Source organism: Brevundimonas sp. TWP2-1 (genome assembly GCF_049897645.1).
In the GTDB taxonomy this organism is placed as follows: Bacteria; Pseudomonadota; Alphaproteobacteria; order Caulobacterales; family Caulobacteraceae; genus Brevundimonas.
On sequence record NZ_JAFCWR010000001.1, the window covers coordinates 1,623,302 to 1,650,158 of the forward strand.

Sequence of the window (26,857 nt, forward strand, 5' to 3'; positions counted from 1 at the left end):
TTGTGCGAAAGGGTGAGGGGTTACGGTGTTCGACGGGCGCCACCGTAACCCCTCACCCGACCACGCCAGGGCGACGGCTATCGCCGCCGCGCGTGGTCTCCCTCTCCCACCGGGAGAAAGACGTCCCGGCCGGCCGTCAAGGCGAGAAAACACTCAATCACGGTGGCGACATACTGCTCCGTCTCCGGAATCCGCGGCACCCGTCCCAGACGCGCGACGCGCGCCGGCCCTGAATTATACGCCGCCAAAGCCAGCCTGAGATCCTGGAATTGGGTCAGCTGCTGCGCCAGATAGTTCGCGCCGCCCAGAAGATTTTCGGTGGGATCGAATCGATCTGCGACCCCCAGGTCGCGGGCTGTGCCGGGCATGAGTTGGGTCAGGCCCGCCGCGCCGGCCGGCGAGACCGCGTCGGGTCGAAATCCGCTTTCCGTCAGCACCAGGGCCTGAAGCAGCTTCAGGTCGATATTGTGCCGCGCCGCCGCCTGCCTCATCGCCTCCCGGAAGGGCGGGTCGAGTTCGGGCAGGCGAACCGCCTCGTTCCCGTGATCCGCAGGGCGCTCGATCGGGGTGTGGTCGCCGAACAGATCGCCGCCGGCCGCACGCCAGTCCGCCGTCTGCGCCCCGACCGGCCATGGCGCAAACATCAGCGCCGAAACCGCCGCAAGGCCTAGGACGTCGAGACGCCGCCTCACCATGTCAGCACCAGACGGTAGGCGCCGCGCAGGTCCGAGCGTCGGACCGGCCCGAAATACCGGCTGTCGAAGCTCGTGTCGGTGTCCCCGAGCAGAAACACCTCCTCGGGCGACAGGCGCCGGCACGCTGACCAGACCGGCAGAGTCGCGCCCCGCCGGTCGTTCAGCGCCACCGCCGCCACCTGCGCCGGCAGGCGGATCCAGTCGCGATCCCGGCAAACCCGATCACCACCCTGCGCCGCGACCCGTTTGATGAGCAACATGTCCGGGGGCGCGCCCAGTTCGGCCAGATAGGCCCGCGCCGCCTGTGGCTGTTCCACAGCCGTGACGGCGCCCCGTTCGAGGCGGGCGCCGGGCTGCCGCACGTAGAGGCCGCGCGGCAGGCTCGCGCTTTCATTGACAAGGGCGACGTCCGGGCAAACGGCGGCGGCGCAGGCGAGCAGCCCGGCGAGGGCGCCCGTCCCCGCCAGAACGCCCCAGCCTTTCAAGGTCAGAATCTGCATCATGGCGCATAAGGCTCCAATATAAGATCGCGGGTGATCAGCACCCGCGCCGCGCCGCCGGCCCTGACGCGGATCGCCGGACGGACGTCGAGCTCCCGATCGATCAAGCGGCCGCCGACACGCGCGCCTTCGATCGCGGCGGCGTCGCCGGCATCGCCCAGGAAGGACCCGCCGCCCCGCCCGCTTTCATCCCGCGCCGCCTGACCGAGGGTGGTGACGGCGCCGGCGAAAAGAGTCGAGATCGCCAGGGCGCCGAGACGCCGATCGACCCGCCCCGCGACCCCCGTCGCGCCCTGGGCGTCGACCCCGGGTTCGGCGTCGAGCACCAGGCTCTTGCCGTTCGGCAGGAGCAACCGCTCCCAGCTGAGGAAGGCGCGGCGGTCGCCATAGGCGCTGTCGCCTTCATGACGCCCGATCAGACGCGTCCCCTGAGGCAGCAGGAGATGACGCCCCGTCACGGTGTCATAGATATTCTGCGTCACCGTCGCGATGACCGGGCCCGGCCGGCTCGTGTCCACGGCGGTGAGCAGAACGGCGGGGATCAGGGCGCCCGCCTTGATCTCATAAGGCGAACGCGGCGCGGTGAGGACGTGGCGGTTGTAGACCGCCTCTCCTTCCGACGTCGCGCCGGGCGGATGGCGCACAGAGCCTCCGGAAGATCGGAGCGCGACCGGCGCCGGTTGCGCCGTATCGGTTCGACGGGCGCCATCCTCGAAGACGATCGCAGACCGGACCGCCAGCTGGCGGGGATCGGGGCCGCCGCCCGAAATCGCCCCTGGGCGCGCCGCGTTTGCATAGGCGGGTCTCGCCGGGAGGGTCGGCCCCGGCGGGTCGGCCTCGGCCTCGGGCCGTTCCCCGGCTCCGCGAGGCTCCGGCAACCGATCATAGGTGGCGGGCTGTTCCACCACGACATCGGCGGGCCTGACGGCGCCCTGATGGGGATCGTCCCGCTCCTGGACAGCCCGGGACCGGGCCGCGTCGCGCAGTTCCGGCTGGATGACGAAGGCCCAGGCGAGGGAGCCGGCCAGCAGGATGCAGCCGGCGCCGACCACGATCTGAACCACGGACCGACGCAGGCGCACGACCGGAGGTCGCGGCGCGCGACCGTTCAGACCGGGCGCCGGCGCCTTGACGGAAGCGGAGGCGTTCTGCGGTGGGGGCAGGGTCATGGCCGCGCGCCCAGCCGTCGAATCCGCACCACCTGAGGCCGTCGGTCGCCCAGGCGAAGCTCGGCCTGATCCAGAAGCCGGTCGACGATGAACACGCCTTCGGCCTGGCGATAGTTGAGAAACTGCGCGTCACCGCTCGATCCCAGGCCGAACAGGGCCGGCGCTTCGGAAAGGGCCAGGTCCGGCGCGAAGGCGATGAAGGTGCGGCGGCCGTCATCGAAGACGGCCGTCGGCGTCCACGCGGGTCGACGTCCCACAGGCTCGATTCGGTAGCGCGCGTTCAGCGGTCCTGACGGCGTGACCGGGCCCTGTACGGCCGGCGCCTCCGCCGGGGGCTCGAGCGCAGGCTCGACATGGGGGACATCCCAGGCGACCGCCGGATTGAAGGTCTCGACGGGTCCGCTGCGCAGGGCGATCAGATACACTCGCTGATCGGTCATCAGCATGAGATTGGTCTCGAGACCGCGTTGCAGGGGTTTGATGAGAACGTGCACCCGCCCGTCGGCCGCGCCGCCGGAACGCACCTCCCCCAATTGCCAGCGCACCGTATCGCCGGCGGCCTTGGACAGAAGCGCCTCGCCCGGCGCCAGGGTGAGCGACGTCACCCTCAGCGGCGCGGTCCAGACCTCATAGATACGTCCCGGCGCCCAGCCGAACACCTGCACTCCGCCTTCAAAACGGTCGGAGCGCGAGGCGGTGCGCGCCTCCTGATTGGCCTCGGCGATGGCGCGTCGCCCGAGTCGCGGCGTCTCGGCGGACACGGACAGGTAGGGTCGCGGCTCGGCAGGGTTGCCCGCGGGGGACGCCAGGGCGGTCGGCGCCCCGATCATGCTCGCTGCAGCGGCGGTCGCGATTACGACGCGTCGGGTGTCCATGACACATCCTCGATTTTCAGGCCCAAGGGATTCTTCATCAGCTCCGCCTCGGTGCGGGGCGGCTGGAGGGTGGTCGTGATCAGGGCGCGCCAGCGGGCGCTGCCCGCCGGCTGGCCGTTGACGAAGCGGGTTTCACGCCACTGCAGATCGAACGTGCGTCCGGACCGACGCACCACGTTCAGCACCTGCACATTGACCGCCTCGCGTCCCACGTCCGCGAACGGGTCGTGCGCCTGAGCCCAGCCATTGAGAAAGCCGGCGGCCTTGGGCGTCAGCAGATCGTAGGCGCGCAGCCAGTTCTGTCGCAGCACGATCGGATCAATGCTCTTGGACCGGACATCGCGAATCCATCCGGAGAGGGCGTAGCCGATCTGGGCGTCGGTGGGCTCGTAGCGTCCGCCGACGGCGGTGATCCGCTGGGTCTCGCCCCAGTCCGAGACCTCGACCACATAGGGTCTGACGACGGCCCGATCGGCCTGGACCCACCAGCCCGCGCCGAGAAACCCAGCCAGGGCGAGGTTGGCCGCCGCAAACCGGCGCCAGTTCCGGGCGTGGGCCAGGGACAGGCCCATTCGATCGTCCCACACCTGGCCCGCCCGTTGATAGGGCGTGGAGTCCGGCGCGGAGGTCAAAGGCCGCCGTGATCGAAAGAAGGGATGCATCTCACGTCTCCTCGGTGTTCAGACGGGGGGAGAGGACGCCGCTCGTTTCGCTGGACGGCATCAGGCTGCGACCGGCGTTGGCGACGAAGAAGGCTTGAAGGGCGCGGCCGCGCCGGGTCTGTGAAGGGGCTCGCCCCCCCTCGCCCTCTGCGGCGGCCGCCTTGTGGAAGGCGGTGTTCGCCGCCGCCGCTTCGCGGTCGCGGCGGGGCTGCGGCCGCTGAGCGCCAGCGGAGGGATCGGCGCCCTCGCTCGACGTCGCCGCCTTGTCTGGACCCTTCGCATCCGTGCGCGTCCCCCCACGCGGCGCAGCGCCGTCGACGGGTCCCGGCTTCCCCGACCCAAAGGACGGACGTCCGGATGGACCGCCGCCCCGTGGCGGCGCTGCGGGCGGGCTTGCCGACCGGTTCGCACCCGCCCCTGCAGCCGCCTGGGAGGACCCGGCGATACGCCCGGCGCCCCCGCTTGCTGCGGCTCCCAACCCGGCGAGACCTGCGGCGGCGACGAGCCCGGCGCCCCCGACGGCGAGACCGCCGGTCATGGCCGCCCCGGCGCCGAGCGCAGGTCCGCCGGTAACGAGAGCGGACGCAAGGTTTGGGATGAAGATCGCCAGCATGGCCAGAAGAATGGCCGCCACCAGGAGGCTGAGCGCCTCGTAGATGTCGGGCTGGGTCGAGGGCTGAAGCTGATCGAAGACGGTCCTTGCGCCCGACACGACGATCGCCAGGGCCAGGACCTTGAGGCCGGACGAGACGACGTACCCAAGCGGCCGCTCGGCGAGGAAGGCGGTGCGGCTCCAAATCCCGAACGGCAGAAGGACGAAGCCGCCCAGCGTGACGATCTTGAACTCCAAAAGCGCGACGATGATCTGGAGCGCCAGCACGGCGAAGGCCAGCATGACGCCGATCATGGCCACGCTCAGGATCAGGGCGTCAGCCAGATTGCCGACGACATCGAGGGGATTGTCCACCGCCCTCGGCGTCTCCCCGATCGCCTTGACGATCGCCCAGCCCTGCGCGAGCACGGCACCGGGATTGAGGAAGTCATCGCGGGACAGGGCCCCCCCGCCCGCCGTCAGGCCCAGTTCGATGAATCCGGCGTAGAGCGTCTCCGCCAACTGCTGCCAGTCGTTGATCAGCCAGGCGAAGGCGCCGACGAGAAGCACCTTGCCGAAGCCTGCCGCCAAGACGTCGCGGTTGGGAGACAGCGCCCACTGGATGCCGGTCAGGGCCACGACCAGACCGATCATCAGGCCGAAGACGCCCGCGACCGATCCTTCCAGGGCGGCGAACCCGGCCGAGACGGTGTTCGAGAACACCACCATCAGTTCGTTGGGCGTGTCCATGCCGACGGCCATCGGATCAGTCCCGCGCGCGAGCCAGAGGATCGAACCGGGGCGGCGCCGGGACAGCGGTGGGTCCGCCCCACGCCTGGCGTCGCGCGGCATCGCCGGCCGCGCGATCGGCCTCCGCCCGAACCGCCTGTTCCGCCATCAGCCGGGACTGGGCCAACATGATGCCTCGAAGCGCAGCCAGATCCTCCGCCAGCACCGCAAGGATCTGGTTGGAGGACTGCACCGCCGCCGTCTGACCTTGGGCCGACTGGCTGGCGGACAGGGCGCCGCTCAGACGGGTCGATCGGCCGTCGCCCAGCCGCTCCAGCTCGGCGGCGTGACGCGCCAGATCGCCGGCCGTGCGCCGGGCGGCGTCGCTTCGCGCCTGTCCCTGCGCGATCAGATCCAAGACGCCGGAGGCGGACGGATCGTCGGGGTAGAGGCTGTCGAACTGACGCTCGAGGCCCGAGACCGTCGTGGCCAGGCCTTGGGCGCTGCGCGCCAAGGCCGCCATGTCCTGGAGCGTCTGACTGTTCTGGGTCAGGTGGCTGTAAGGCGACGCCGCCAGGCTGCGCGCCTCGTTGGCGAGACTTTCAAGCTGGCGGGCCGCATGAAGCGCGTTTTCAAGATGGTTGCGCGGGTCATAGACCACCATCTGGGCGGCGACCGGCCGTCCGCAGAAGACGGTGGCCAGGGTCGCCACGGCTGCGGTGAGGATCAGGCGCCTAGTCCGCGGCGAGCGGTCGGGCGTAGGCGTCGAGAACGGCGTCGACATTGCGCACTCCTTTGGCGTTGAGAAACCCCCGCGCGAAACCGGACGGGCCGACCGTGTCCAGGACCGTGTCGATCAGTCGCTGGTCCTCGGGAGAGCCCGCGCCGCAGAGGGCCAGGGCCACGCCCGTCAGGCGCAGATCGAACAGGCGCCGCCCCTTGGGCTGACGCCAGTAATAGGCGCGCTTGGGCGGGGCGAAGGCGATCAGCTCGAGCTGCCGCCGGGTCAGGCCGAAGGCGCGGTAGAGCGCGGCCGAGGCGGGCTCGAGCGCCCGGGGATTGGGCAGGAAGACCTGGGTGGGGCAGCTTTCGATGAGGGTGGCGGCGATGGAGGACGCCGCGACGTCGTCCAGACTCTGGGTGGCGAACACGACCGCCACGCGTTTCTTGCGCAGGGTCTTCAACCACTCCCGAATTTTGGCGGCGAAGGCCCCCTGCCCCAGGAACAGCCAGGCCTCGTCCAGAACCAGCAGGGTCGGCCGCCCGTCGAATCCGGCCTCAAGCTGGTGGAACAGGGCGGACAGGACGGGAGCCGTGACTGATGGCGTCGCCATCAGGGTTTCGAGTTCGAACGTGTCGAACGGGCTGACGCGGAGACCGCTGTCGGCGCCGTCGAGCAGACTGCCGTGGGGTCCCTTCAGGGTCAGCGGCTCCAGCGCGGCGACGATGGCGCGGTGCTGCACCAGGGCGCAGAAGACCGTGAGGGTGCGCTGATCGCGCGGCGCCTCGCCAAGGGCGTTCAGAGCCGACCAGATTTCCTCGCGCAGTTCCGGCACGGGCTCCAGGCCGGCGAACCGGATCGCCTCCCCGAGCCATTCCGCCGCCCAGGCGCGTTCGGCCGGGTCGTCGATGGCGGCCAGCGGCTGCAGGGACACCGCACCGCCCGGCTCCAGGGCGCGCCAGCATCCGCCCGCGGCGAGCGTCGCCGCCCGTGCGGACCGACCCTTGTCGAAGAAGACCACCCTGGCGTTCGGGTAGCGAAACCACTGCAGCGCCAGAAAGGCCAGCAAGGCGCTTTTTCCGGCCCCGGTGGGGCCGACGATCATGGCGTGACCGACATCCCCGACATGGAGAACGAGCCGGAAGGGGGTGGAGCCCGTGGTTCGCGCCGTCGCCAGCGGAGGCCCCGCCAGCGCGGTGTCGTCCAGCGGACCGGCCCAGACGGCGGAAACGGGCAGGAGGTCCGCCAGGTTCAGCGTCGAAACCAGAGGTCGACGCACATCGGCATAGGGTTCGCCCGGCTGTGAGCCCAGCCACGCCTCCACGGCGTTGAGATCCTCGATCCGCGCCACCAGGCCCTGAGCGTTCAGGGCCGCCTCCACCGCCCTGGCCTTGTTCGCCGCCCCCGCTTCGGTGTCGTCGAGGACGGTGACCGTCACGGTCAGATACCCATAGGCGCAGGCGTCGGACCCAAGGGCCGCCAAGGCGCCGTCGCATTCCTCGGTCTTAGACACCGAGTCGGTATCGAGAAGGGGCGTCTCCTCCTTGGTGATGGCCTCGCGCAGCAGGACGCCCACGCCTTTGCGTTTCGCAAACCAGCGCTTGCGCAGCTTGACGATCTCCAACTCTGCGGCCGATTTGTCGAGCGCGATCCAGCGGGCGGTCCAGCGATAGGCGAAGGGCAGCGCGCCCAGCGCATCCAGGAGGCCCGGCCGGGTCATCGACGGCAGGCTGCGGACGGAGACCACCTTGAGCCAGAGGTCGCCTAAGCGGGGCGCCACCCCGCCCGTCAGGGGCGTATCCGCCAGCCAGGCATCGAGGAACATGGGCGGATCGGTCGGCGTCAGGGTGAGCGTTCGATCCGACACGCCGTCATGAAGCCACGACAACAGGGCGGCGTCATCCAGCCGTTCGATCTCGTCGAACGCATCCGTCAGAAGGTCGAAGGTGGCGGCGGCTTCGCGACGAAACTGTTCGAGCGCCAGTCGCCAGTCGCCGGAGCGCGCCGCGAGCCCATCGAACAGCCACCGTTCCATTCGCCGGCTGTTATCGACCGGCGGAAGCCAGGTCAGGGCGAGGCGGTAGTCGGTCTCGAAGGCGGGATCGGCCTCGTCGAAGCGGTTGCGTCGTTCGGCGTCGATCAGCCAGGCGACATCGAGGTCGAAGTCGCTCTCGGGATAGGCGGCCGCGGGTCTGCGGCGCGCTTCGACATGGAGGCACCATCCCGTTCCCAGACGACGCAGCGCATTGTTCAGTCGCGCCCGCACCGCCATCAGCTCCTCCTCCGTCGAGGAGTCGAGATCCGGACCGCGGAAGCGAAAGCCGCAGGTGAAGGAACCGTCCTTGTTGAGAACCACGCCCGGCGCGATCATCGCCGCCCAGGGCAGATGGTCCGCCAGACTGGCGGGACGCCGTTGATGGTCGTCTAGAAACCGCATCCCGCCCTCACGCGTCCAAGTGACCGGGCAGGGCGAGATGTCGCCTCAGCACGTCGAAGAAGCGAGGATCGGACCGGGCGGCCCACAGTCCGATCGCGTGGGCGGCCGCCCACCACAGGAGACCCAGCCACCAGATGCGCAGGGCCAGGCCCAAGACCAGGGCGATAGTCCCCATGGCGATGGCGTATTCGCGGGGCATGCCCGCCATCAGCACCGGCGCCGCGAGCGCCTGGGCCACGGGAAGGTCCCAGCCTTCAGGTCGGGGATCGCCGGCGGCCGCCATCACGCGATCTCCATCCCGCCGGCGAAGCCGAAGAAGTCGAGGAAGAAGGTGGAGGCGGCGAAGGCGATGCAAAGGCCGAACATGATGCCCAGGCCGCGTCTCATCGACGACCCGTTTTCACTCATGGCGACCCCGGCCCCGAAAACGACCACGGCCACGACTGCGGCGGCCTGGACCACAGGTCCCGTGATCGACTGGACCACCTGCTGGAGGGGGCCTTCCCAAGGCATGCCGGATCCGCCGGCGAAGGCCGGTCCCGCCGCCAGCAAGGCACAGGTTATCGCTGCGCCGCCGAGGCGGCGTGAAAGATGTCCACGCATCGTCTGCTTCCTGAAATGTCAGGGCTTTTCACCCCGTCCCACCTCATTGCAAACAGACTTATCCACAGAGGTCAAACATTTTTTCTGATGTTTTTCAACGACTTGCACAAGAGTTAGCTGCAAGTCGTCCGAAGTCTCTGCCCCCAGACTTGAAAGCGTTCAACGGCAAGAGGATTTTGGCCTGCCAAGTCACCGTAAGTTGCGAGAGCCTGGCGGGGCTTCAAAAAGAGCCGATCGCCTGCGCCGACAACACGTTGCGATTTCTATCAGGCGAGGAGCGGGGACTTGGGAAAACCTGGGGATTCCGGTTCGACAGGATGTAACCACATCAACGGGATGGGCTCGCCTTTAAGTTCAGTGCGCCCGTCCCCGGCTTCATGCGTGCAATCCCGGCTTCTGTCATCCTCGGGGTCGCCGGCGCCACGACAGCAGGATTGTAGTTGGCGCCGATAGACGCACAGCTCGACAGCAACGGACTGCGGCTGGGGCCCCTCCGAATAAAGGGCGCGCAGACGGCGATTGGCTTGGCTCATGGGGGCATTAAGAACGAAGCCAAAACCGCTCCTGCCTCCGCAGCGAGCACAATATGATCCCGTACAGGAACAAAGAGGTTGCAGTCTAGCACACAATCGTCGATAAGACTGATCCGGAGCGTTGAGTCATGAGCAAGTCCCCCCCCGTGAAAACGCCGCCGCGCTCGATCGCGGGGATGCACTACGGAACAGCGCTCAAGCCTGAGAAGGGTACGGGCAAGAGTCGTCTGGTCAAATACTCGTCCACCTTAAACGCCCTCAGAGCGCTCGCCGGTCCACAAGACACCCCTAGCGCCCCCTATTTGCTGACCGGATCACGCGGCAGAAGCGTCCTAGCGCCCCGCGCTGGCGAGAAGCCGTCGCCCTCAGAGCGATCAAAGCCCTCTACGGCTGCGCTCCGCCTTTTGCAGGTCCAGCCGGCGCTTACGATCAACGCAGCCGAATCGCCCGCCAGCGGACTTGCTGATCCCTCGCTACCCAAGCTTGCTGCAGCTCGGATCAGTGACGTCGCCGCGCTGGGCGAAGTCGTTCGGATTCGCCGACAGATTTTGCGGCTTAGTCAGCAGGAGCTTGCGGCGAGGGCGCATGTTGGCCGCCGTTTCGTCAGCGATCTTGAGGCAGGGAAAACCACGGCGGAACTCGGCAAGGCGCTCGCCGTCTGCCAAGCCCTTCGGATAGTACTGACTGCCGAGATGAACGATGGCGGATGAAGTCCTGGATGTGTGGATGGACGGATTTCCCCGTCCCGCCGGCCGACTGGCTCGAACGTCACATGGCGACACCGCCTTTCTTTACAATGCGGACTACGCCAGCGCCGGGGGACCGTCTCTTTCGCTATCGCTTCCTGTCGACATGGAAGCCTTCGGCGACATCGAAACTCGCGCCTTCTTCGCCAATCTGCTGCCGGAGAATGCCCAACTCCAGCGGGTGATGGAGCGTGAAGGCTTGGCGCGAGACGACGTGGTCGGCCTTCTCAAACATCTGGGCGCGGACTGCGCCGGCAGCGTCTCTTGTGTGCCGACTGGTGCCGCGCCCATCAAAAGTCCCGGAGTCCTGACTGAGGATTACGAGCCGCTTGAAGATCGCGCCCTTTTACGCATCGCCAAATCCCTGCGCGACGAGCGCCGCCTTCCCGGAGAGGTCGCGGATCCGTCTCCTGTTGCTGGCGTTCAGAGCAAGATCGCGCTGACTGTGCTTCCTGGCGGCGCATTCGCGCTGCCTCGCGAGGGAACTCGCGTGCCTACGACCCATATTTTGAAGGTGCCCGGACGACGCGACGCCCGTGACACCCGAAACGAGGAAGCCGCCGCTATCCTGGCTTCGGCCGCTGGGCTCGACGTCTCGATACCGACAGCCATCAAGATCGGCGAGGTCGATGCGCTTCTGATCGCGCGATTTGACCGCCAAGTCCGCAACGGCGTCGTGACAAGAATTCATCAGGAGGACTTCGCCCAGGCGCTGGGCCTGCCGTCAGAACTCAAATACCAACGCCGCGGAAAGCCCGGCCGTTGCTTCGACATCGAAGCCGCCCTCACTGTCCTGGACCGGACGAGAGACCCTCAGGCGGCGCGGCTCGCGTTCCTCCGCGCCACCGTCTTCAATCTGTGTATCGGCAATACCGACAATCACGCGAAGAATCACGCCGTGCTCTACGACGGGCCTGGCGCCCCGCGGTTCGCGCCGCTTTATGACCTGCTGCCGATCCGACTCAGTAAGGAGTACACCCACGAGCTCGCCTTCCAGATCGGGGCGGCCAAAACCTTCGACGACATCACGGGCGAGGATTTGATCGACTTCTTCGAGACGCTCGGGGCGCCTCCGGAACATCTCGACCGTCTGTTGCAAGACGAGATCCGACCAATCATCGAGTCCCTCGAAGCTGCCTCTCCACGCTTGCGGTCGTCCGGCCTCAAACCCTTCAATGATGTCCTCGGCAGAGAAATGGAAGAGCTGGCGGAACGCTTGCAGCTGGACGTCAAAATCGAGCCGCGGGACTATTATCCCATCGAAGGAACGTAGTCGCCCGATCGGCTCGAATCGGTCTTCGATCCCCGTAGGCCGCTTCCGCGACGTCGTCAGGTGCTGGAGCGCGAGCCCAACGGCGCGCCTAGGCCAGGGGCCGCAGCCGGACGCCGTCCCGGTCGTCGCGGTCGACCGCCAGAACCGCGTCGATGCGCCGCCCGTCAGCTGTTCGTCTCACGTGGACAAGGCGATCGACCGTACGTGCGATTAGACGACGCGGAGAGGCGACCATCACCTCACCGATCAGGTCCTCGAGACGCCGAAGCACATCTTCGGCCGAGTTGGCATGTAAGGTAGAGAGACCGCCGGGGTGTCCGGTATTCCAGCTCTTCAAGGTTTCGAGCGCGGCCGCGCCGTCTCGCATCTCGCCGACGACGATCCGATCCCGCAGCGGCTCTGGCAACCCCAGGATGATTTGCTTGATGAGAATCGAGTGCTCCGCGTCCGCGACGTGATGTCCGTTTACGCAGCTTGAGTCTCTTCTCGCTTCGGATATTTGCCTTTTGTAGCGCTTCTTCGCCCAATCTTTCGAGAGATTGGTAGCTACAGTTAGGAGCATCGCTTTTGGGTAGGCCACACTCCTCCCAAGCGTGGAGTAAGTGGCAATCCGTAGATAGGTCTCTTGAACTAAATCTTCGACGCAGGTGGCGCCTGCCCTTCTCAAGCGGCGCGCGAGCCATGGCGCATAGCGCTCATACAGATCGGCGAGGTTCCTGATCGCCCTAGCGGCTTCCTCGGTGCTTACCTGATCACTCACGGCCGTACCCACATCGCGTCGGTCACGTATAAATGACACGTTTAGGGGACAGCGAAAAGGCTGACCTCACGATCTTTAGCGGCGATGGATTATTCTGTCGTGCTGGGGCGCAATGTGCGCAGGATTAGAAAGTCTCAGGACCTCTCTCAGGAGGAGTTGGGATTCCGAGCTGAAATGAAGAGGAGCTACGTTAGTGACTTGGAACGCGGACTCAGAAATCCATCTCTGAAGGCGTTGGGTCGCCTGGCCGAGGCGCTCTCAGTTGATCTGTGCGCTCTAGTCAGAACTTCAGACCCTACCAATGACACGCCTGGTGGGCAGCAAACCTAGTTAAGCTTCGGTCCATTGCGTTCATGGACGCAGTGGCACTTTTTGCAACGAACTTACGGAGACTCCGAACTTCGGCGGCTCTCTCGCAGGAAGAGTTAGCGTTCAGAGCAGGCATGAAACGAAGCTATCTGAGCGATATTGAACGGGGCACGCGAAATCCCAGCGTGCGGGCACTCGGTAGAATCGCAGAGGCGCTGAATGTGGCGCCCGCTGATCTACTTCGGCAATGACAAGCTGAACGGCGCACCCTCGCCAAGCACAGCGGGTCGGTAATGTCACATATGCGCCAGCAGCGGACATTGGCCATCCGCCGAAAACAGGACGTTGGCTCAGCTGCGCGGCCGGCATGGCTCGTGGATCGACGCCCCAAGAAAACAGGGCGAGCGAGCTGCCGTCGTCTTGCGACTCGAAACTGAAGGCACGGTCCGCAGCGAGAAGCCCCCCAAATAGGACACGTCAATGGGCGCAGCGCGGCCCTGTTTTAGGGCGCAGGTTCCGATCGCACTCGGCACATTGGCGTCGGAACGGTCTTTTCGACAAAGGCGGCAAAGCCGTCACCTAGCAGGGCGTCTCGTGTCGCGCCGCCTTCCAAATCAAACGACATCGACCCTGCACATGTATGGCCTCTAGCTTTACCGTGCGATCGAACGCTCTCGAGGTGGACATCGGGCAGTTCGACCGAACTACAGCTCTGCGACATTTGCGTGCAGGCAACCGCACAGCCCTTCGCCACGACGGCTTCAACGATCTCCTTCTGGGGGAGGTCATAGCGATTTCGTCCGTTAGAGAAAACCACACTGGCTGGCTTCACGGCGTCAATCAGGCGGTCGGTGAAGGCCTGGGCATTCCCGTTCGGAGAGCCTCCATGGTGAGGAAAGACCAGAACACGAGCGGCCAGATCCGCGTCGTGGGAGAGCGCATCATCGAGACCAACTTCATCCATATCACCTGCAAGGAGGACGCCTTGTCCTCCCTCAGTCTCGATCCGTAGGACCGCCGAGAGGCTATTTGCGGAAACGACCCTTCCATCATCCAAAGCTCCGCTCACGCCCCGCAATGCCAGTGCCGCTGAGGGTGCAACGACATTGACCGTTGCATCTCCAATCACGACCATGCCCGGAGTTGTCGATGACAGGCTTGTTGAAATCACGCACGTGCCGTTACGCTGAGCGACCGTTACGGCCGCTAGCAGATCACGCCAGATCGCCGACGTCCGAGCAGAATCTGGATTGAGATAGAGGTTTGATACGGCGACCTCGTTACTAGTTAGGAGGGCCAGAACGCCCGCCAGATGATCCTTATCGGCATGCGAGATGAACGCAGCATCGACCTTGGTAACCTTCATATCGCGTAGAGTATCAAGCAGCAGGCTGCCGATAGGTGCGTCTACGACAGCCACGGCGTTCCCAGCGGACAAGATGGCGCAGTTGCCGTGACCGACATCCAGGACAATCAGGCTGGCCAAGACAAACCCTCAATGTCCTGGACCTCGACGATCTCATTTACGTTAGTAAAGTAGAGGTCATCCTCGCCGTCGGCCCCGACGTTTATGTCGCCCATCAGGTAGGTTCCGACGGTGATCCTTGGGCGGATCAGAGGGTCGATACAGGAAGAAGGGATCGTAATCGCATGATCCGGCGACCATGCGCCAATCACGGCGTCGATAGTCTCAGAAGATGGTTCAGCCCAATCGACGCGGATGAGGCTCCGGTGCGAGCGCCGTTCATCGACCGGATCATTGCGAATCTCGCGAAGGCAGACTTCTGCATATTTCGCCACGGCCTCCGCCTCAAAGTCCCCACGGCCCATGATCACGGGGATAAGGTGCCGTGAAGCTCTGAGATCCATCCGCATGCGGGAGGTCTGCTGGTACATCGTGAGGAGCATCGCCGGCCGCGAATCCTCAACCAGGCGCCGGACAACTTCCAGACCATAGAAGGCCGCCAATCCCAAAGGTTGGAGTTTGTGGTCGCAAATCACGAAAGCAGGATCCTGGGTCTGGATCTCGCTCACCATACGATCGACTTCGGTGCCGAAAGGGCCCGACACCGTCATGGGCTCGAAATCGCAGTCTCGAAGGTCGTCCATGAGCGCTTCGAGACCGAGCTTGTCGTCGTCGATAACCGTTACTCGGCTCTTGGCGGGAAGGCTCATCAACGTCCTATCCAAACAGCTGACGCATAGGCGGCAAAGAAACAACAAACTCGGCACCACCAAAATCGGTGATCGGCTCTACCCTGACAGAACCACCAAGGTCGGTGACGGAATCGCGAACGATGGTTAGCCCAAACCCTGTCCCTTCCGGATCCGTTGTAACGCCGGGGGCCCATATATCTTCGATATCGAGCCCATCAATGCCGCCACCATTGTCAGCCACAGTGAGGAGAACTGAAGAACCATCGTAGCCGGTAGCCACGCGGATTCTGCGATCAGCCTGGACATATCCCTCGCGATGAAACGCGCTGATCGAATTCATAATAAAATTTAGGCAGATTCCGTCGATCAGAGCCTCGCTACCGTTGATATCAGTGTAATGATCGGTCAAATCCAAATCGAGCCCTACATTATAGTAGCTCATGATAGGCTCAATGAGCGTGACAAGGTCTGTAACTACTCTGTTCACCGTCACTCTTCCTGAGCGACGTTTTCGTTTTGCGAGTAAGTTAAGCGGGATGGAGACGAAGGAGTTTAATCGAACCTTAGCTTCGGCAATACGGTCAATCCGCTTGTCAGCATTAGCCTGCTTGTCAGCGGGAATCAGCTTTCTTAGCGCCTTAAGCCCATCGTCAATAAGAGACAATGGACGACCGATCTCGTGAGAGAAGACGGCTGATGTCATCCCTGCAGTTGCAAGGGACCTATACAGCTGAAGCTCGTCGCGGAGCGATTTTGCCTCTTGCCCGCTCTCCTTGACGTATTGTTGGATCGCGTCCTCGACCTGCTTCCGGTCGGTGAGCGGCACTGTTTTGGTAAGAACCGCCTCGAGCCGAGTCGATGCTCGCTCAGTCTTCTGTTGGTTAGCCTGCTTCTCAGCCTGTTGCTTTTGATCCCGCTCCTTAATGCGAACACGCGCCGCCCAGTCGAGAGCATCCCCGCAGCAGCGCTGCATCTCTTGGAACGACTGACTTTCGATGTAGCCGATGCGGTCCGTCTTTTGCGCAAGCCGTCGATCTAGGTTGGAGACCCGCACGCGACCGATCGAGGTGTTGGTTGAGGGCCGCATTTCAGGGCTGCGGACCCGTCGGAGATTAAGTCCAAGCCAGTCATCACCAGGCCCCCCATATGGCGGTACCCGAATGGCGTCTTCGTACACGTGAACGCCACCGACATGCTGCAACCAATCGCGCACCTCGCTGACCGTCGCGCTTCTGTTTGAGAAGGTTCCTCCGTTGAGGATGAAAACCCACAGGTCGAACACAAACGGCGGCGCGCCGTAGTTCCCTTCCCCGAAGGTCTGGTGGAGGGTTTCACCCTTCCAATCTATAATACGAAACTCGGCACGCCCAACATCGTCAAGGACAGCCTGAATTCGGTATTCAGCGTCGGCGAAGTAGGACTGGCTGACCTTATTCTGTAGATCAGCATAGTCTTCAGTCAAAAGCTCAGGCTTGAACCCTGGGTCTGCGACACGTTCTGCTCTCGGCGAATCCACGGTTAAAACGGGGCCGGCCACGCCGCCTTCATTGGGAAATGGGTCCGCTAGAAGCAGAAGGTTACGTGCGAGCTTATTCACCGTAGTGCGAGTGATCGGGGATTTTATTGCTTCAATGAATATGTCTGTGCCCGCCGGCTCAGTCGTCTCGATGGCCCTCACATCGATAGCGACATCTTCGATTACGTCGGCAGTATCGAACTGATCCCAATCCAAGGTGAGTTCGTACTGCTTCCCCGGTTCGCCAATCGGCCGCGTCTTCAGTGTGACACGACGGCCAAGACGAAGCGCAGCCAAGCGTCCAAGTCCTTTGTCACCGACCGGGACGCGGCCATAACGCAGAGTGGTTTCTTTGGTTTTCTTTCCTGAACGCCCGAGCACAAGCCACCCTTGCCGAAGGGTCTCTTGCGTCATGCCGACGCCGGTGTCCCTCACGACGATCAGGCCTTGGCCGGACGCTAGATCAGTAAGGGCGATGGTGCACTCTGTAGCATCGGCATCGTAGGCATTCTTGACCAGTTCCAGAATCCCCTGATCTACGTCCGGCACTAGTTCTTCGCCAAGTCTGGCAAGGATGTCAGGAGAGAAGCGTAGGTGCTCAGCCATGCATTGATCGCCAGGGAATCGCCTTGACAGAGGCAGTGGTCAAATGTCGGCAGCGGATCACATTGTTCAGGTGAATGGACGTTTCGGGATGCCGAAGGACCTTTATTAGCGCCTCGCAAGACTTCATGCCGCCGCTTAAAGGCGTTGCGACGATAAGGTGGTTTTCAACGGCGACCAGATTCTTGCCCTTGATGATGGACCCTACGGCACGAGATTTATCACTCGGACTCGACGTTCTTCGGACCACAACGAATGGCGGTTGAAACGCGGTACCTGCGAACTGTCTGACGCCGGCGGCTTCGAATCCCATGTTCCATGCTGGCGTAGACTTCGCGCACAGATAGGGGCGTTCTGGGCCATCTTCACGATGGCGGTGAGGGACGACTGTTCCAACCCTTATTACGAAGCGGTCCCCTACGGAGGATTCTGTCGAAAAGGTCGGGGAGTGCCAGAGAGCGCTTCCCTCACTGTTTTTAAGGAGCGTCGCGAACACATCAATGTCTGTCCACGCGTCAAACCGGCCCAACGACTCGAAGCGCCCTCCAAGGGAGTTCGCAGAAAGAAATTCCCGGAAGCGACCGTATCGAGTTCCACACCGAAGGACTTCTGGCAGGACGGCGGCAATAGGCGCAGCGGGCCTGCGGCTCTTAATAATCACGTCCAGAAAGATCGCCGCGGCATTTATGCGCCCGTCCGACCACGTATGTGGCTCGGTCGACACGATCTGCCCAAACGGCGGATTAAACAGAAACCCATCCGCTGCCCTTATGACTTTGGGCTCCGTTAGAGCGTTTCCGACACGGATTAGAGGAAAATGGCTGTCGATATTATCGACTGAATCCGAAAAGCCCCCCCGCATCTGCGCTAAGGCCGCCAGCCGTATCTTGGCCATGCGTATAAGATCCGCTCTTAGGTCCAAGCCCGCCAGCTGGGTGCCCCAGAGGGTGAGAGTGCGTCGGAGCGTCGGCCCGATCGGGAGTTCCGACGCGTAGGCAAGGAGTAGATCGCCCATACCGCATGTCGGATCCAGGATCGTGGCGTTCGGACTCATCTCGGAACGCAACATCGCGGCAAGCTTGCCTGCAATCGTCGAGCCTGTGAAAAATGTGCCAGACGTCCTACGTTCGGCGAGATCAATCGACTCCCGAAAGGCGCGATAAGGCTCGCCATTCAAAAGGCGATGCTGCGTGATTGACAGCGTCGAGCCGGATCCTGTCCGGAGCGAAAGAGCCGCCGCATCAATGTAGCTCTCAAACGCTGCCATACGAACCCACAACCTTTGCTCTGTAGCAGGCTTCGGGAGGCCGAACGCGTTCAGCGAGGGATCGCATTATTGTCCCTTCGCCCACCCTTGAGGAAATCTATAACAGCGCTTGCTTCGAGCGCACAAGAACGCATCGGACAGCGCGGTTAAGCTTGGCGCGTCGCGGCTCTCTGGTCCTTCAGTAAAAGGCCTGACGTCAGGCTCAGCCGGCTGGATATCTTGCTCCGCGATACGCGACGCGGGCTGCCCGACTCACGTACGGGTTGCCTCGACATTGCAAGACCAGCGGTCTGAGGACTACTTAACGCTCGCCGCCGGGCATCGGCAGAACGTCTACCCGGGAAATCAGCAATGCAGGTCATCTACCGCGGGCGATCAATAGCGAGATGGCCGTCGCAGGTGCCGGAAGGCGACGGAGACGTTCTCGAACTCCTCGAAAACAACTGGGACGACTTCGGTAACAAGACAACCTTCGGAACGATCTGCAGGGTCGGCGGCGAAACCGTCGAGCTCGGAAGCATTCGGCTGATGGTGGAAGGGCAATTGACAACCGCTACCTACTTCGATCAGCGCCGTGGTGCAGGTTGGAACGGTGTCTTCCCGCTGCCCGAGGCAAATTACCTCTCGGTGCCGAACGAGATCACATTCTATGAGCAGTTGGTCTCGGTCTTGGGCGCCGGAGTGGCGATCACTGTGGCAACGGCGCTCCGTGACGCCAGCCTACTCATCAACACCAACCAAGACCCTCGCGCAGTCGCCCTGATCGGAACCTCGGCGTTCCGTAGCTCCCTTCAGCGGGAAAGAGGCAGTGAGAAAGCCTTTCTGGATGGCTGGATGGTGTTCCAGCGCGAGACCATGGCAGTCCTCGATTTGGGCTTCCACTTCCGCGACGTCTATGGCGCAACTTCGCTTCTGGAGCTCAAATTCCAACCTGACACGCCGTTCCCGCATGACGTCAATGTCCTTATCGGAGCCAATGGCGCCGGCAAGTCCCAAATCCTGCACCAGATCGTTGGCGCCTGGATCGACGAGACAGGGGTGGAAGGCATCGGCTTCGCGCGCAAGCCGAACCTTAGCCAACTCGTGGTGGTTTCATACAGCCCGTTTGAGATGTTTCCGGTCGACCTCCAAGACACCAAATTGTTAGATAAGAGCATCTACCGGTATTTCGGCCTTCGTGGACGCAGCCGCTCAGCGGATCCCACGCAGCCAGACGAGCTCCGCCTCAGCTACAGCGTACCGAAACGCGACGCCGCTGGCTCGGTGCTGGACTGCATGGCTGATGACCAGCGGTTCAAACGGATCTCAGGCTGGTCCTCGAAGCTGGAGACGATGCAACAGGTGCTCCGCACCGCATTTGACTTCGACTTCGTCGCCGTTAGGGTCGATGGGGAACCCGACGCAATGAGCCATCTGGCGGGTGTCCTTCCAGCCGATACGCAGATCACGATTACGGGCCCCCGCTACGCGGGCTATTATGCTGCCGTCCGGTCCGTGGACATGGATGACTATTCTGTGTCGGCCGTCAGGGATCGTTACATTCCGGAACAGGGCGTATTCTTCTTCAAAGATGGTGCGCCCGTGGAGTTGAGCTCAGGTCAGAAGCTTTTCAGTTTCATCGTAATCAACATATTGGGGGCAATCCGCCGCGAGAGTTTGCTACTGATCGACGAGCCAGAACTCTTTCTCCACCCGGCCCTCGAGATCCAGTTTCTCGGCATGCTCAAGCGGATCCTGTTCCGCTTCAATTCGAAGGCTCTACTCGCCACCCATTCCGAGGTCACGGTGCGGGAGGTTCCCAGCGCCTGCGTCCATGTCCTGACGCGAACAGACGACGGGCTCGTCGTCCACAAGCCACCCTTCCAGACCTTCGGGGGCGATGTCCAGCGGATTAGCTCCTATGTATTCAGCGATAACACGACCTCCAAGCCCTTCGAGCGCTGGATTCTTGACCAGCTCGACAACTTCCACGGGGCGGAGGCCCTGATTGAAGCGCTCGGCGACCAAATCAATGAGGAGCTGATTATTCAAATCCGCGCCCAGGAGCGATTGAAGAGGGACGCGAACCCCCTATGGTTATGACTCTGGGCCAGCCGCCTATCTGCAGCGTCACGCTCCTCGCGCATGTCATCGCCGAGCGGCAGGCTGGGGCAAACGCGGCCCTCTTCACCGGCTGGGCAGCAGAGTGGCGTCAGCGGGTCCAAGTTTATCTGCAACATGGCGGCTCGCCAGACCAAGTGCCGACTTGGCCCCAGATCGCTGGCCATGCAGGGACGTTTCAGCGGCTCTACACCCACGCCAGACCGGGCTCGACGCAAAGGACGGTCTTGGACCAGTTGCGGGGTCACGGACTGGATCTGTGTCCGGCGTGCGGCGAGGCGGGTGCACCGCAGACGCTCGATCACTACCTCCCTAAGGGTAGGTATCCGGAGTTCTCGATTGAGCCGGCGAACCTGTTCCCAATGTGCGACGCCTGCCAAGGAGCCAAAAAGGAAAAGACAGGGGACGCGGCTGGGCGTTATTTTATCCATCCGTATTTCGACACCTTCTCCCGTCCTCAGATCGTCAGCGTTTCCATCACGCCGCCGTATGACAGCCCGGGGTTCCTCCTCGCTCCACATCCAGAATTGGAAGTCGTCGAGGCGGTCTTAGTCGGGAGCCATCTGCGAGAGCTCGATATTCACGAAAGGTACGTCGTTTTCTTCCGCAACGAGCATCGGCGGTTGTTGCGCAATGTCTCGGCAATGCGCGCCAGTGGTCAGGACGTCATCCAGACATTGGGCGGCTTCATGGCTGGCTTTGCGTATCCGACGCTCAACAGCTGGCAGCATGTCTTCTATGACGGCGTTCTGAGCAATTCCGACCTCTGCCGCTATCTGGCGACCGAGCAGCTCCCCCTACTTCTGTGACCTAGGGGCTGACCTTCAGCGATGGTGTACTAATCGCTCAAACGGACGCGCCGAACCGCCGCTACGAGTCAGAGACGGACATTTTCTCTCAACTTGGAAGCAAACTTTCGGTGGGCGTCGGCCGTTCTTTAGCGGGCAAGCCACCCGCCTTAGTCGCCCCGGCCTGACTGCGCCCGACGACCACCCCAAAAACCCAGCCCGGCGCCCAGCGCAAAGAGTACGCCAGGGACGCCGATCAGCATGCCCGCCCAAAGCAGCGGCCATGTCGCGAAAGCCTCTCCAGATTTCAGTCCGAGGTAGGCCCCGACGACCGATGCAAAAGCCACGGGCAGGCAGCACCAGCCTATCAAGGCACGCCTGCGAAAGCGGGCGGTGCGAGCGCGGCCGATCGCGACTCCCCCGAGAGCTCCAACGACAAGGGCAATCATCACAAGGCTGAACACAAACGCACCTGTCTTCGTCGGAAGTTGAAGTGAGCGCCGCGCATTGGGGTTGGAAGGGCTGCGCGGGCTTTGGCCGTCCCCTTAACGCCTCAGCTCCGGCCATCCGTCAGTCGATCATACCGGTTTGCGGACTTAGAAAGCCGTATTTGCACTCGGGGCTGTCGTCGCCCGAAAGACAGTCCGACCAGCGGAACAGGTTGTCGATCTGGATGACGGGACCGGTCCTGCCGCCGCCGCCGGAACCGATGTCGGTCATCCCCGAGATGCGACCGATGATCGTAACATTGGTTAGCTCATGAACCAGCTTCGGGTCGTACGGGCCCGCGGCGCAGGCTTCGAAGTGTTGATAGGTTGGCGTGTTGGTCCAGAGAGGCTCACCGTTCTCACCGCTGCGGGCATAAAGTATGGTCAAGCACACGCCCTGATCGGTTGCGGTGATCCGCTCGACCGCGCCTGCCCAACGGATGCGCTTGCCACGGTGTCGCTCCTCAACCCCCTGATTAGGGCTCAACGCAGCAACCGAAACTGTCCTTAAAACCTCGAAGTCGTCGGAGGCCGCGCCCGCTTCCGGGGGCGAGGGCGCGGCGTAGGGCTCGGAAGACGCGAGAGCCGTCCGAGAGCCGTCCGACGCCACGGGGGTCGGGGACGTGACGCATCCCGACAAGACCGCACAGCTAAGAAAAACGCCTACGTTCAGTCTGCTCGACATCTTGAGGAGGCGATTTTTCATTGAGCATGCACTTCCGGCTTGGGCAGATGCGCGCGCGATCATCAAACCATAGGTCGGCGGTGACCACACCCTTCGACGTTTGCCTATACGGCGGTTGGTATTTTGGGCCAGCGCGTGCAGCATCGGGACCTAACTGCGGCAAGGGTTGATGTGATGGTGCGCACGACACGACAGTTTAAACAGAAGTCCGTCGGCTCGATTGTGTCGCACGCTCTGGCTTGCGCGCTGCTCGTTGCGGGCGTCTGGACGTCGAACGCCGTCGCTGCGACCGAACGTTCGGGCGAGGAAATCTTCGTCACCTGTCGAATCGAAGGGCGCGATCGGCAGGCATCGGTATCTCTCAGTGATAGCGGCGCAACCTATAGCTACGGGCCTTCGTCGTCAAAGCCGGAGCTGACCCTGTCGAGCCCCTTGGCCGACCTCGACTATGTCCGCCACAACGGCCCGGCGGGAACGGTCGACGAGATCATGACCTTCGCGAATGGAGACACGACCTACCGGTTTGAGACAGGCCTTCGCAACGGCGCGCAGCCCGATCCCTCCGCCCTTCTGCCGTTCGGACACCTCACCATCAGTCGCAGCGGCAGCGAACTTGCTCGCCTGCCTTGCCGTCCCGACACGATTGAGCGCGCACACGACCGGCTGCTGGCGCGCATGCGCGACATCGGGCGGGAGCAGGCGTCGGACGGCGTTGGCTTCCCAAACTATACTATTCATGACCTCGCGCCCGCATCGGCATCAGCGCCTTGCGAAGTGGAAAACAACGTCGACACCTGCTGGAGCCGCGGCGTCAGCGCGGCACGGGGCGGCGATCTGAAGGCCGCGTTAGAACACTACGACATGTCCTGCGCGGCCCGCATCATGACTGCAGGCTGTTACGAGGCCGGCAAGCTGTATCTCCAGAACCGCCAGCTGCGCGACTACGTGCGCGCGAGGCAAAGTCTCGTGCGCACCTGCGACGGCGACGATTCAGGTCAAGGACCCTACGCCTGCAAATACCTCGGCTGGATGTACCTCACGGGAACCGGCGTCGAGCGTGATCTAACCCAGGCCTTCGTCGCGCTATCGAAGGCCTGCTTCCTGCACAACGACGCCATCCTCATCGACGGGGAAGGCTGCCATTTCCTCGGCCAGGTGATTTTCGAGACGCGGGCCCCATCCGTCCGCAGCGAGACGAACGTCGATTACCTTGCTTTCCTGTCGTTCGCACAGGGGTGCACCGACGAGGCCGAGACGGTTTGCAATGAAGGCCGCGCCCTCCTCCGGCGGGGGCAGGCGAGCGCCGCGCCATGGATCAAGCGTTGCGATCGAAACGTCGGTCGTTACGGCGACATAGGCTCATGCGCGGAGTTGCTCACCATTTCGGCGGACTACGACGTCCGGCAGGCGATGCGGCGACATCTCAAGTCGCTCTTCAGCCAAGCCTTGGCCGCCCCGGAATAACGCCTGGGTCGCGTTTCAAGAGCGGCAGCTGAGCAGCAACTTCAGAGATCGGGCGGGCGGCGCGCTGGCGTGGTTATCTACAAGCCACGCCCGATGATGATGCGCACGGCGTCGAATGGCCTTGGGGCTCATTGTCATTCTCCAGATTGTGGTGGTTGCGCGCGGTGGGTGCGCGCGATACCGTCCAGACTGAGCCTTTCGGCTCGCTCTAGCGGGGAGCTAAAGGCCGGAGGTTCCGCAGATGCCCCGGCCAGTCTTCCAAATTTGCCAAGCCGTGCAGTGAGGCGATACGGCAGAGCTGTCGCGGCTCATGCCCGAACTGCGTCACGCGGCCCGGCTGGGCGAGGACACATTCGGCCGGGCCGCATTACTGCGATGGGGGGTTGCGATGGATGACGGGACGCTGGAGCGGCGCGCTATGGGGCGGAGCAGCTGGTCGCCGCCAAGATCACCGAGTTCGGGGCGCACTTGACGGCAGGCGACCGAGCAGCGGCCGAGCGAGCGCGCACCGAAGCCCTTGCCGCCCTGGAGGTTCACCTCGACCTGACCGATCAGTTGATCAGCCAGACGTTCGCGTAGACCCTGATCATACGTAAAAAACATGCTTGACGATTGATCGACTCGCGTTATCTGAAAGGTATCCGGGAGGGAATATCCGGACAGGTCCGTTCCGAACCTTCAGTGGCTCCGGGGCGGGCCAACTTTGTCAGGTCGGGTCGGGCGGCTGGCGCGCCTATCTGAATGATAGGCGCACGCATGATTGCTTCAGATGATGGGCGCTTCCATCGCAAAGCTTCGATTGGCTTGCAGACCCGGCAGGCACGGATCCGCAACCGCTGACGACAGCCGCACAGCCGATAACTGATCAGACAAGCGTATCATCCGACCCGTTGTAGACATTCGCCCCAACCTCACTTGACACACCTTTCGGCGCATTGCCGGTCGATTTGACCTTGGCAGTGTCAAAGCTCGCCATACCGTCAACGAAACAGTTGGAGGGGCGGAAATAAATGCGGCATCTTCTAGAGAAGGGTTTTCCGCTTGTCGGCGTCCTCTTCCTTGCACTGGGCGTTTTCAAGCTCATTCAAGGTGAGAACTGGGTGGTTTGGATCATCCTCGGCATCGTGTTCGGCGGCTTAGGGCTGTTCAGCCGACGCAAGGACAAGCAGCCCTAACAAGCCATCAAGCGGCAGGTCTGGCCACCCGCGCCAGACGCCAAGACCGAGAGGACCGTTGCGGACCTGGGACGGCTGTGTGAAATGCCCGGCATTACGCGGGAACTCACCATGAAGTTATTTCGTCCGATCGTGCCCGGCACGACGGCCCGAGATCGGATTTTGGCATGCGTGGGAGCGTTTGTCGGGATCGTAGCGACAGGGCTGGGCGCGCAATTCACGCTGGGGTCGAACACTGCAGCACCCATGTTGATGATCGCTTCCATGGGCGCCTCGGCAGTTCTGGTTTTCGCGGTTCCGGCTAGTCCGCTAGCGCAACCCTGGCCCGTGGTTGGAGGCAATGTGGTGTCGGCGACTGTCGGTGTGGCGGTCGCGACACTCTTCGATGATCCGATGTTCGGAGGTGGCGTCGCCGTAGGAACGGCCATCGCGATGATGTCTCTTCTTCGCTGTCTTCACCCGCCGGGCGGCGGAACCGCTCTCATACCGGTGCTTGCAGGCGCCGGCTCGCCGGCAGCCGCGTGGCTTTTTCCCTTACTGCCGGTCGCGCTCAACGCCATCCTGCTCGTCGCAGTCGCCATGCTGTTTCACCGCTTTTCGGGGCGCCTGTACCCGCGGGTCATCACGTCTGTTTCTACACCGCGCCTTTCGATCAACGATGAAGACATCGCTCACGCCCTCTCGCAGCTTCACGAACCCCTCGACGTGAATCCCGTGGACCTGCGGACCATCGCGACCCTAGCGGCTGAGCACGCGCGACGTCGCGGGTGAGCCCCCCATTGGGAAACTCAGGAGACTCCGCCGCAGGGCCATATCCTGAAAAGTCCGGTTTCAGCGCTGACGCCCATGGCGCAAGCCGACGCATAGTGAACGCTGATAAGAACCAACGCCACCCGGTCATTTACGGGCTCTATTGAGCGAGCGCCCAAACTCGGATAGCCCTGATATCTACAGTCAGGGGCGTCGATGACCAATATCAGCCAGCGGAACGCCTTGCTCAGTCAACTTGAGCCGCAAGACAAAGCTGACCTGATTTCCATCATGTCCGATTTCGATTTTGAGGCGGGGCACGAGTTCGGCGAAGTCGGAGATGATATCTCCCACATATATTTCGTGAACCACGGCATCATCTCAGCCGTCGCGACAATGGAGGATGGTCAATACGCCGAAGCCTATATGGTCGGCTGCGAGGGGTTCACCGGCGTCACGGCCTGGCAGGTTCCCGCCGAAACGTCAGTGCGCTTCTTCTGTCACCTTGCCGGGAACGCGTTTCGCGTAAAAGCCGCGAAGCTCCGAGGGCTTGCTTCGCAGAGTGAGAGTCTGCGGACCACTCTCGCGAGTTATGGCGCCGCTCTTCAAGTGGAACTTGAACAGGCCGCGCCGTGTAATGCGATCCATTCCGCAACACAACGGTTTGCGAAATGGTTGCTGCGCGCGCACGACCGCGCGAACGGAGACACGCTCTTCATGACGCAGGAGTTCCTAGCCAAAATGCTCGGTGTGCAGAGAACGACCGTCAACGATGCCGCCCAATCGCTCGCGGCTGCGGGCGCGATCTCGTACTCCCGTGGCAGGGTCACCATCAAGGACCGGGCCGCCTTGGAGCGCGCCTCTTGTGAGTGCTACCTGACGCCAGAGGACACATAGTCGCGCGCTGAGAGGCGCCCTCTCAATCGCAATGTAGAGTTTTAGACAGACATTTCGCTCGGCGCCCTTTCCTACTGAGCTGGGAGGATGGGATGGCGCGCTACCTGCTGCATCTGCATGATGGACCGGCGACACCGCCGATTACCGAGACGCTCGACGTTTCTCATGACGCCGATGCGCTCGACTTGGCGCAGGTCGTTCTTCTCGTAACCGCCGTCTATACTCATGCTGAGGTCTATCGTGGTCCAACCTTGATCGGTTCGTGCAAGCGGGACAGCCACGCGGAGTAGGAAGTTGTCGGACAAGCCTGCCCCTTCGCAGACGATCTTTCGTTCCCACCCGCTCCGACGTTGAGGACCTCCG

Annotated in this window: 27 protein-coding genes; 11 read left to right on the plus strand and 16 right to left on the minus strand. The window is 63.1% G+C overall.

The window, feature by feature from the left end; genetic code table 11:
- Window positions 1–77: 77 nt before the first annotated feature.
- The 10 genes from ACP7BH_RS08040 to ACP7BH_RS08085 all read right to left on the minus strand — a co-directional run bounded on the left by ACP7BH_RS08040 (window position 78) and on the right by ACP7BH_RS08085 (window position 8,983).
- Complete coding sequence (locus tag ACP7BH_RS08040) at window positions 78–695, minus strand: lytic transglycosylase domain-containing protein (protein WP_425982246.1); 618 nt, start codon at window positions 693–695, stop codon at window positions 78–80.
- Window positions 689–1,198 (minus strand): S26 family signal peptidase, encoded by a 510-nt coding sequence (locus ACP7BH_RS08045; protein WP_425982244.1) that lies wholly within the window; start codon window positions 1,196–1,198, stop codon window positions 689–691. The genes ACP7BH_RS08040 and ACP7BH_RS08045 overlap by 7 nt, the downstream gene beginning before the upstream one ends.
- Entirely contained in the window at window positions 1,195–2,364 is a 1,170-nt protein-coding gene (locus ACP7BH_RS08050; protein WP_425982241.1) for a TrbI/VirB10 family protein, read from the minus strand. Before ACP7BH_RS08050 ends, ACP7BH_RS08045 begins: the two co-directional genes overlap by 4 nt.
- Entirely contained in the window at window positions 2,361–3,239 is an 879-nt protein-coding gene (locus ACP7BH_RS08055) for a TrbG/VirB9 family P-type conjugative transfer protein (protein WP_425982238.1), read from the minus strand. Before ACP7BH_RS08055 ends, ACP7BH_RS08050 begins: the two co-directional genes overlap by 4 nt.
- Window positions 3,218–3,811, minus strand: coding sequence for a conjugal transfer protein TrbF (gene trbF, locus ACP7BH_RS08060; protein ID WP_425982236.1), 594 nt, complete (start codon window positions 3,809–3,811; stop codon window positions 3,218–3,220). Before trbF ends, ACP7BH_RS08055 begins: the two co-directional genes overlap by 22 nt.
- A 91-nt stretch (window positions 3,812–3,902) precedes the next feature.
- Window positions 3,903–5,255: a type IV secretion system protein gene (locus tag ACP7BH_RS08065; RefSeq protein WP_425982233.1), complete on the minus strand. Its 1,353-nt coding sequence runs from the start codon at window positions 5,253–5,255 to the stop codon at window positions 3,903–3,905.
- Between the two features lie 4 nt (window positions 5,256–5,259).
- A complete protein-coding gene (locus ACP7BH_RS08070; RefSeq protein ID WP_372691197.1) occupies window positions 5,260–6,006 on the minus strand; it encodes a conjugal transfer protein TrbJ in 747 nt (248 codons plus the stop codon).
- Window positions 5,957–8,380 carry a conjugal transfer protein TrbE gene (gene trbE / locus ACP7BH_RS08075; protein ID WP_425982231.1) on the minus strand — a complete coding sequence of 808 codons (2,424 nt, stop codon included), beginning with the start codon at window positions 8,378–8,380 and terminating at the stop codon, window positions 5,957–5,959. The genes ACP7BH_RS08070 and trbE overlap by 50 nt, the downstream gene beginning before the upstream one ends.
- Before the next feature lie 7 nt (window positions 8,381–8,387).
- Entirely contained in the window at window positions 8,388–8,663 is a 276-nt protein-coding gene (locus tag ACP7BH_RS08080) for a VirB3 family type IV secretion system protein (RefSeq protein WP_372691199.1), read from the minus strand.
- Window positions 8,663–8,983 carry a TrbC/VirB2 family protein gene (locus ACP7BH_RS08085; RefSeq protein ID WP_372691200.1) on the minus strand — a complete coding sequence of 107 codons (321 nt, stop codon included), beginning with the start codon at window positions 8,981–8,983 and terminating at the stop codon, window positions 8,663–8,665. Before ACP7BH_RS08085 ends, ACP7BH_RS08080 begins: the two co-directional genes overlap by 1 nt.
- Before the next feature lie 661 nt (window positions 8,984–9,644).
- Between ACP7BH_RS08085 and ACP7BH_RS08090 the strand changes: the two genes are divergently transcribed.
- Window positions 9,645–10,226, plus strand: a complete 582-nt coding sequence (locus tag ACP7BH_RS08090) for a helix-turn-helix domain-containing protein (protein ID WP_425982228.1) — start codon at window positions 9,645–9,647, stop codon at window positions 10,224–10,226.
- Complete coding sequence (locus tag ACP7BH_RS08095; protein ID WP_425982225.1) at window positions 10,216–11,535, plus strand: HipA domain-containing protein; 1,320 nt, start codon at window positions 10,216–10,218, stop codon at window positions 11,533–11,535. Before ACP7BH_RS08090 ends, ACP7BH_RS08095 begins: the two co-directional genes overlap by 11 nt.
- An 88-nt stretch (window positions 11,536–11,623) precedes the next feature.
- Here ACP7BH_RS08095 and ACP7BH_RS08100 read toward each other — a convergent pair whose 3' ends face one another.
- Window positions 11,624–12,295, minus strand: a complete 672-nt coding sequence (locus ACP7BH_RS08100; protein WP_425982223.1) for an ATPase, T2SS/T4P/T4SS family — start codon at window positions 12,293–12,295, stop codon at window positions 11,624–11,626.
- An 84-nt stretch (window positions 12,296–12,379) separates the two neighbouring features.
- Between ACP7BH_RS08100 and ACP7BH_RS08105 the strand changes: the two genes are divergently transcribed.
- Together ACP7BH_RS08105 and ACP7BH_RS08110 are read left to right on the plus strand one after the other, a co-directional pair.
- The gene (locus ACP7BH_RS08105; protein ID WP_425982220.1) at window positions 12,380–12,625 is read left to right on the plus strand and encodes a helix-turn-helix domain-containing protein; all 246 of its coding nucleotides are present in this window, start codon (window positions 12,380–12,382) and stop codon (window positions 12,623–12,625) included.
- 23 nt (window positions 12,626–12,648) lie between these two features.
- Window positions 12,649–12,855: a helix-turn-helix domain-containing protein gene (locus ACP7BH_RS08110; RefSeq protein WP_425982218.1), complete on the plus strand. Its 207-nt coding sequence runs from the start codon at window positions 12,649–12,651 to the stop codon at window positions 12,853–12,855.
- Window positions 12,856–13,106: 251 nt separating this feature from the next.
- On the opposite strand, the gene ACP7BH_RS08115 is transcribed toward ACP7BH_RS08110, so the two are convergent.
- Genes ACP7BH_RS08115 through ACP7BH_RS08130 form a run of 4 tightly spaced genes read right to left on the minus strand, consistent with a single transcriptional unit; the run spans window position 13,107 to window position 18,159 of the window.
- Entirely contained in the window at window positions 13,107–14,090 is a 984-nt protein-coding gene (locus ACP7BH_RS08115) for a ComEC/Rec2 family competence protein (protein WP_425982216.1), read from the minus strand.
- Window positions 14,078–14,779 carry a hypothetical protein gene (locus ACP7BH_RS08120; protein ID WP_425982213.1) on the minus strand — a complete coding sequence of 234 codons (702 nt, stop codon included), beginning with the start codon at window positions 14,777–14,779 and terminating at the stop codon, window positions 14,078–14,080. The genes ACP7BH_RS08115 and ACP7BH_RS08120 overlap by 13 nt, the downstream gene beginning before the upstream one ends.
- A gap of 7 nt (window positions 14,780–14,786) precedes the next feature.
- On the minus strand, window positions 14,787–16,883 hold the full coding sequence (locus tag ACP7BH_RS08125) for a sensor histidine kinase (protein ID WP_425982211.1): 2,097 nt from the start codon (window positions 16,881–16,883) through the stop codon (window positions 14,787–14,789).
- Entirely contained in the window at window positions 16,876–18,159 is a 1,284-nt protein-coding gene (locus tag ACP7BH_RS08130; RefSeq protein ID WP_425982208.1) for an N-6 DNA methylase, read from the minus strand. Before ACP7BH_RS08130 ends, ACP7BH_RS08125 begins: the two co-directional genes overlap by 8 nt.
- Before the next feature lie 339 nt (window positions 18,160–18,498).
- Between ACP7BH_RS08130 and ACP7BH_RS08135 the strand changes: the two genes are divergently transcribed.
- Window positions 18,499–20,229, plus strand: a complete 1,731-nt coding sequence (locus tag ACP7BH_RS08135) for an AAA family ATPase (protein WP_425982206.1) — start codon at window positions 18,499–18,501, stop codon at window positions 20,227–20,229.
- The gene (locus tag ACP7BH_RS08140; protein WP_425982203.1) at window positions 20,220–21,056 is read left to right on the plus strand and encodes a hypothetical protein; all 837 of its coding nucleotides are present in this window, start codon (window positions 20,220–20,222) and stop codon (window positions 21,054–21,056) included. Before ACP7BH_RS08135 ends, ACP7BH_RS08140 begins: the two co-directional genes overlap by 10 nt.
- 549 nt (window positions 21,057–21,605) lie before the next feature.
- Here ACP7BH_RS08140 and ACP7BH_RS08145 read toward each other — a convergent pair.
- Window positions 21,606–22,352: a Slp family lipoprotein gene (locus ACP7BH_RS08145; RefSeq protein WP_425982200.1), complete on the minus strand. Its 747-nt coding sequence runs from the start codon at window positions 22,350–22,352 to the stop codon at window positions 21,606–21,608.
- Window positions 22,353–22,382: 30 nt separating this feature from the next.
- On the opposite strand from ACP7BH_RS08145, the gene ACP7BH_RS08150 reads away from it, so the two are divergent.
- From ACP7BH_RS08150 to ACP7BH_RS08170, 5 genes are all read left to right on the plus strand, one after another.
- Window positions 22,383–23,672 carry a tetratricopeptide repeat protein gene (locus ACP7BH_RS08150; protein ID WP_425982198.1) on the plus strand — a complete coding sequence of 430 codons (1,290 nt, stop codon included), beginning with the start codon at window positions 22,383–22,385 and terminating at the stop codon, window positions 23,670–23,672.
- A gap of 1,010 nt (window positions 23,673–24,682) precedes the next feature.
- Entirely contained in the window at window positions 24,683–24,847 is a 165-nt protein-coding gene (locus ACP7BH_RS08155) for a hypothetical protein (protein WP_372691228.1), read from the plus strand.
- A 111-nt stretch (window positions 24,848–24,958) separates the two neighbouring features.
- On the plus strand, window positions 24,959–25,618 hold the full coding sequence (locus ACP7BH_RS08160) for an HPP family protein (protein ID WP_425982196.1): 660 nt from the start codon (window positions 24,959–24,961) through the stop codon (window positions 25,616–25,618).
- 195 nt (window positions 25,619–25,813) lie between these two features.
- Window positions 25,814–26,494, plus strand: a complete 681-nt coding sequence (locus ACP7BH_RS08165) for a Crp/Fnr family transcriptional regulator (RefSeq protein WP_425982195.1) — start codon at window positions 25,814–25,816, stop codon at window positions 26,492–26,494.
- A 92-nt stretch (window positions 26,495–26,586) separates the two neighbouring features.
- Entirely contained in the window at window positions 26,587–26,784 is a 198-nt protein-coding gene (locus ACP7BH_RS08170; protein WP_372691231.1) for a hypothetical protein, read from the plus strand.
- The last annotated feature ends 73 nt before the right edge of the window (window positions 26,785–26,857 follow it).

What these genes read in the sequence shown, in the direction of transcription:
- ACP7BH_RS08120 (WP_425982213.1), bottom strand. Translation starts at nt 14,779, where the DNA reads ATGAGCCTTCCCGCCAAGAGCCGAGTAACGGTTATCGACGACGACAAG.
- ACP7BH_RS08080 (WP_372691199.1), bottom strand. Translation starts at nt 8,663, where the DNA reads ATGGCGGCCGCCGGCGATCCCCGACCTGAAGGCTGGGACCTTCCCGTG.
- ACP7BH_RS08090 (WP_425982228.1), top strand. Translation starts at nt 9,645, where the DNA reads ATGAGCAAGTCCCCCCCCGTGAAAACGCCGCCGCGCTCGATCGCGGGG.
- ACP7BH_RS08040 (WP_425982246.1), bottom strand. Translation starts at nt 695, where the DNA reads ATGGTGAGGCGGCGTCTCGACGTCCTAGGCCTTGCGGCGGTTTCGGCG.
- ACP7BH_RS08160 (WP_425982196.1), top strand. Translation starts at nt 24,959, where the DNA reads ATGAAGTTATTTCGTCCGATCGTGCCCGGCACGACGGCCCGAGATCGG.
- ACP7BH_RS08135 (WP_425982206.1), top strand. Translation starts at nt 18,499, where the DNA reads ATGCAGGTCATCTACCGCGGGCGATCAATAGCGAGATGGCCGTCGCAG.
- ACP7BH_RS08165 (WP_425982195.1), top strand. Translation starts at nt 25,814, where the DNA reads ATGACCAATATCAGCCAGCGGAACGCCTTGCTCAGTCAACTTGAGCCG.
- ACP7BH_RS08145 (WP_425982200.1), bottom strand. Translation starts at nt 22,352, where the DNA reads ATGCTGCACGCGCTGGCCCAAAATACCAACCGCCGTATAGGCAAACGT.
- ACP7BH_RS08150 (WP_425982198.1), top strand. Translation starts at nt 22,383, where the DNA reads ATGGTGCGCACGACACGACAGTTTAAACAGAAGTCCGTCGGCTCGATT.
- ACP7BH_RS08140 (WP_425982203.1), top strand. Translation starts at nt 20,220, where the DNA reads ATGGTTATGACTCTGGGCCAGCCGCCTATCTGCAGCGTCACGCTCCTC.
- trbF (WP_425982236.1), bottom strand. Translation starts at nt 3,811, where the DNA reads ATGGGCCTGTCCCTGGCCCACGCCCGGAACTGGCGCCGGTTTGCGGCG.
- ACP7BH_RS08065 (WP_425982233.1), bottom strand. Translation starts at nt 5,255, where the DNA reads ATGGCCGTCGGCATGGACACGCCCAACGAACTGATGGTGGTGTTCTCG.
- ACP7BH_RS08085 (WP_372691200.1), bottom strand. Translation starts at nt 8,983, where the DNA reads ATGCGTGGACATCTTTCACGCCGCCTCGGCGGCGCAGCGATAACCTGT.
- ACP7BH_RS08170 (WP_372691231.1), top strand. Translation starts at nt 26,587, where the DNA reads ATGGCGCGCTACCTGCTGCATCTGCATGATGGACCGGCGACACCGCCG.
- ACP7BH_RS08050 (WP_425982241.1), bottom strand. Translation starts at nt 2,364, where the DNA reads ATGACCCTGCCCCCACCGCAGAACGCCTCCGCTTCCGTCAAGGCGCCG.
- ACP7BH_RS08110 (WP_425982218.1), top strand. Translation starts at nt 12,649, where the DNA reads ATGGACGCAGTGGCACTTTTTGCAACGAACTTACGGAGACTCCGAACT.
- trbE (WP_425982231.1), bottom strand. Translation starts at nt 8,380, where the DNA reads ATGCGGTTTCTAGACGACCATCAACGGCGTCCCGCCAGTCTGGCGGAC.
- ACP7BH_RS08105 (WP_425982220.1), top strand. Translation starts at nt 12,380, where the DNA reads ATGGATTATTCTGTCGTGCTGGGGCGCAATGTGCGCAGGATTAGAAAG.
- ACP7BH_RS08055 (WP_425982238.1), bottom strand. Translation starts at nt 3,239, where the DNA reads ATGGACACCCGACGCGTCGTAATCGCGACCGCCGCTGCAGCGAGCATG.
- ACP7BH_RS08095 (WP_425982225.1), top strand. Translation starts at nt 10,216, where the DNA reads ATGGCGGATGAAGTCCTGGATGTGTGGATGGACGGATTTCCCCGTCCC.
- ACP7BH_RS08125 (WP_425982211.1), bottom strand. Translation starts at nt 16,883, where the DNA reads ATGGCTGAGCACCTACGCTTCTCTCCTGACATCCTTGCCAGACTTGGC.
- ACP7BH_RS08045 (WP_425982244.1), bottom strand. Translation starts at nt 1,198, where the DNA reads ATGATGCAGATTCTGACCTTGAAAGGCTGGGGCGTTCTGGCGGGGACG.
- ACP7BH_RS08070 (WP_372691197.1), bottom strand. Translation starts at nt 6,006, where the DNA reads ATGTCGACGCCGTTCTCGACGCCTACGCCCGACCGCTCGCCGCGGACT.
- ACP7BH_RS08155 (WP_372691228.1), top strand. Translation starts at nt 24,683, where the DNA reads ATGCGGCATCTTCTAGAGAAGGGTTTTCCGCTTGTCGGCGTCCTCTTC.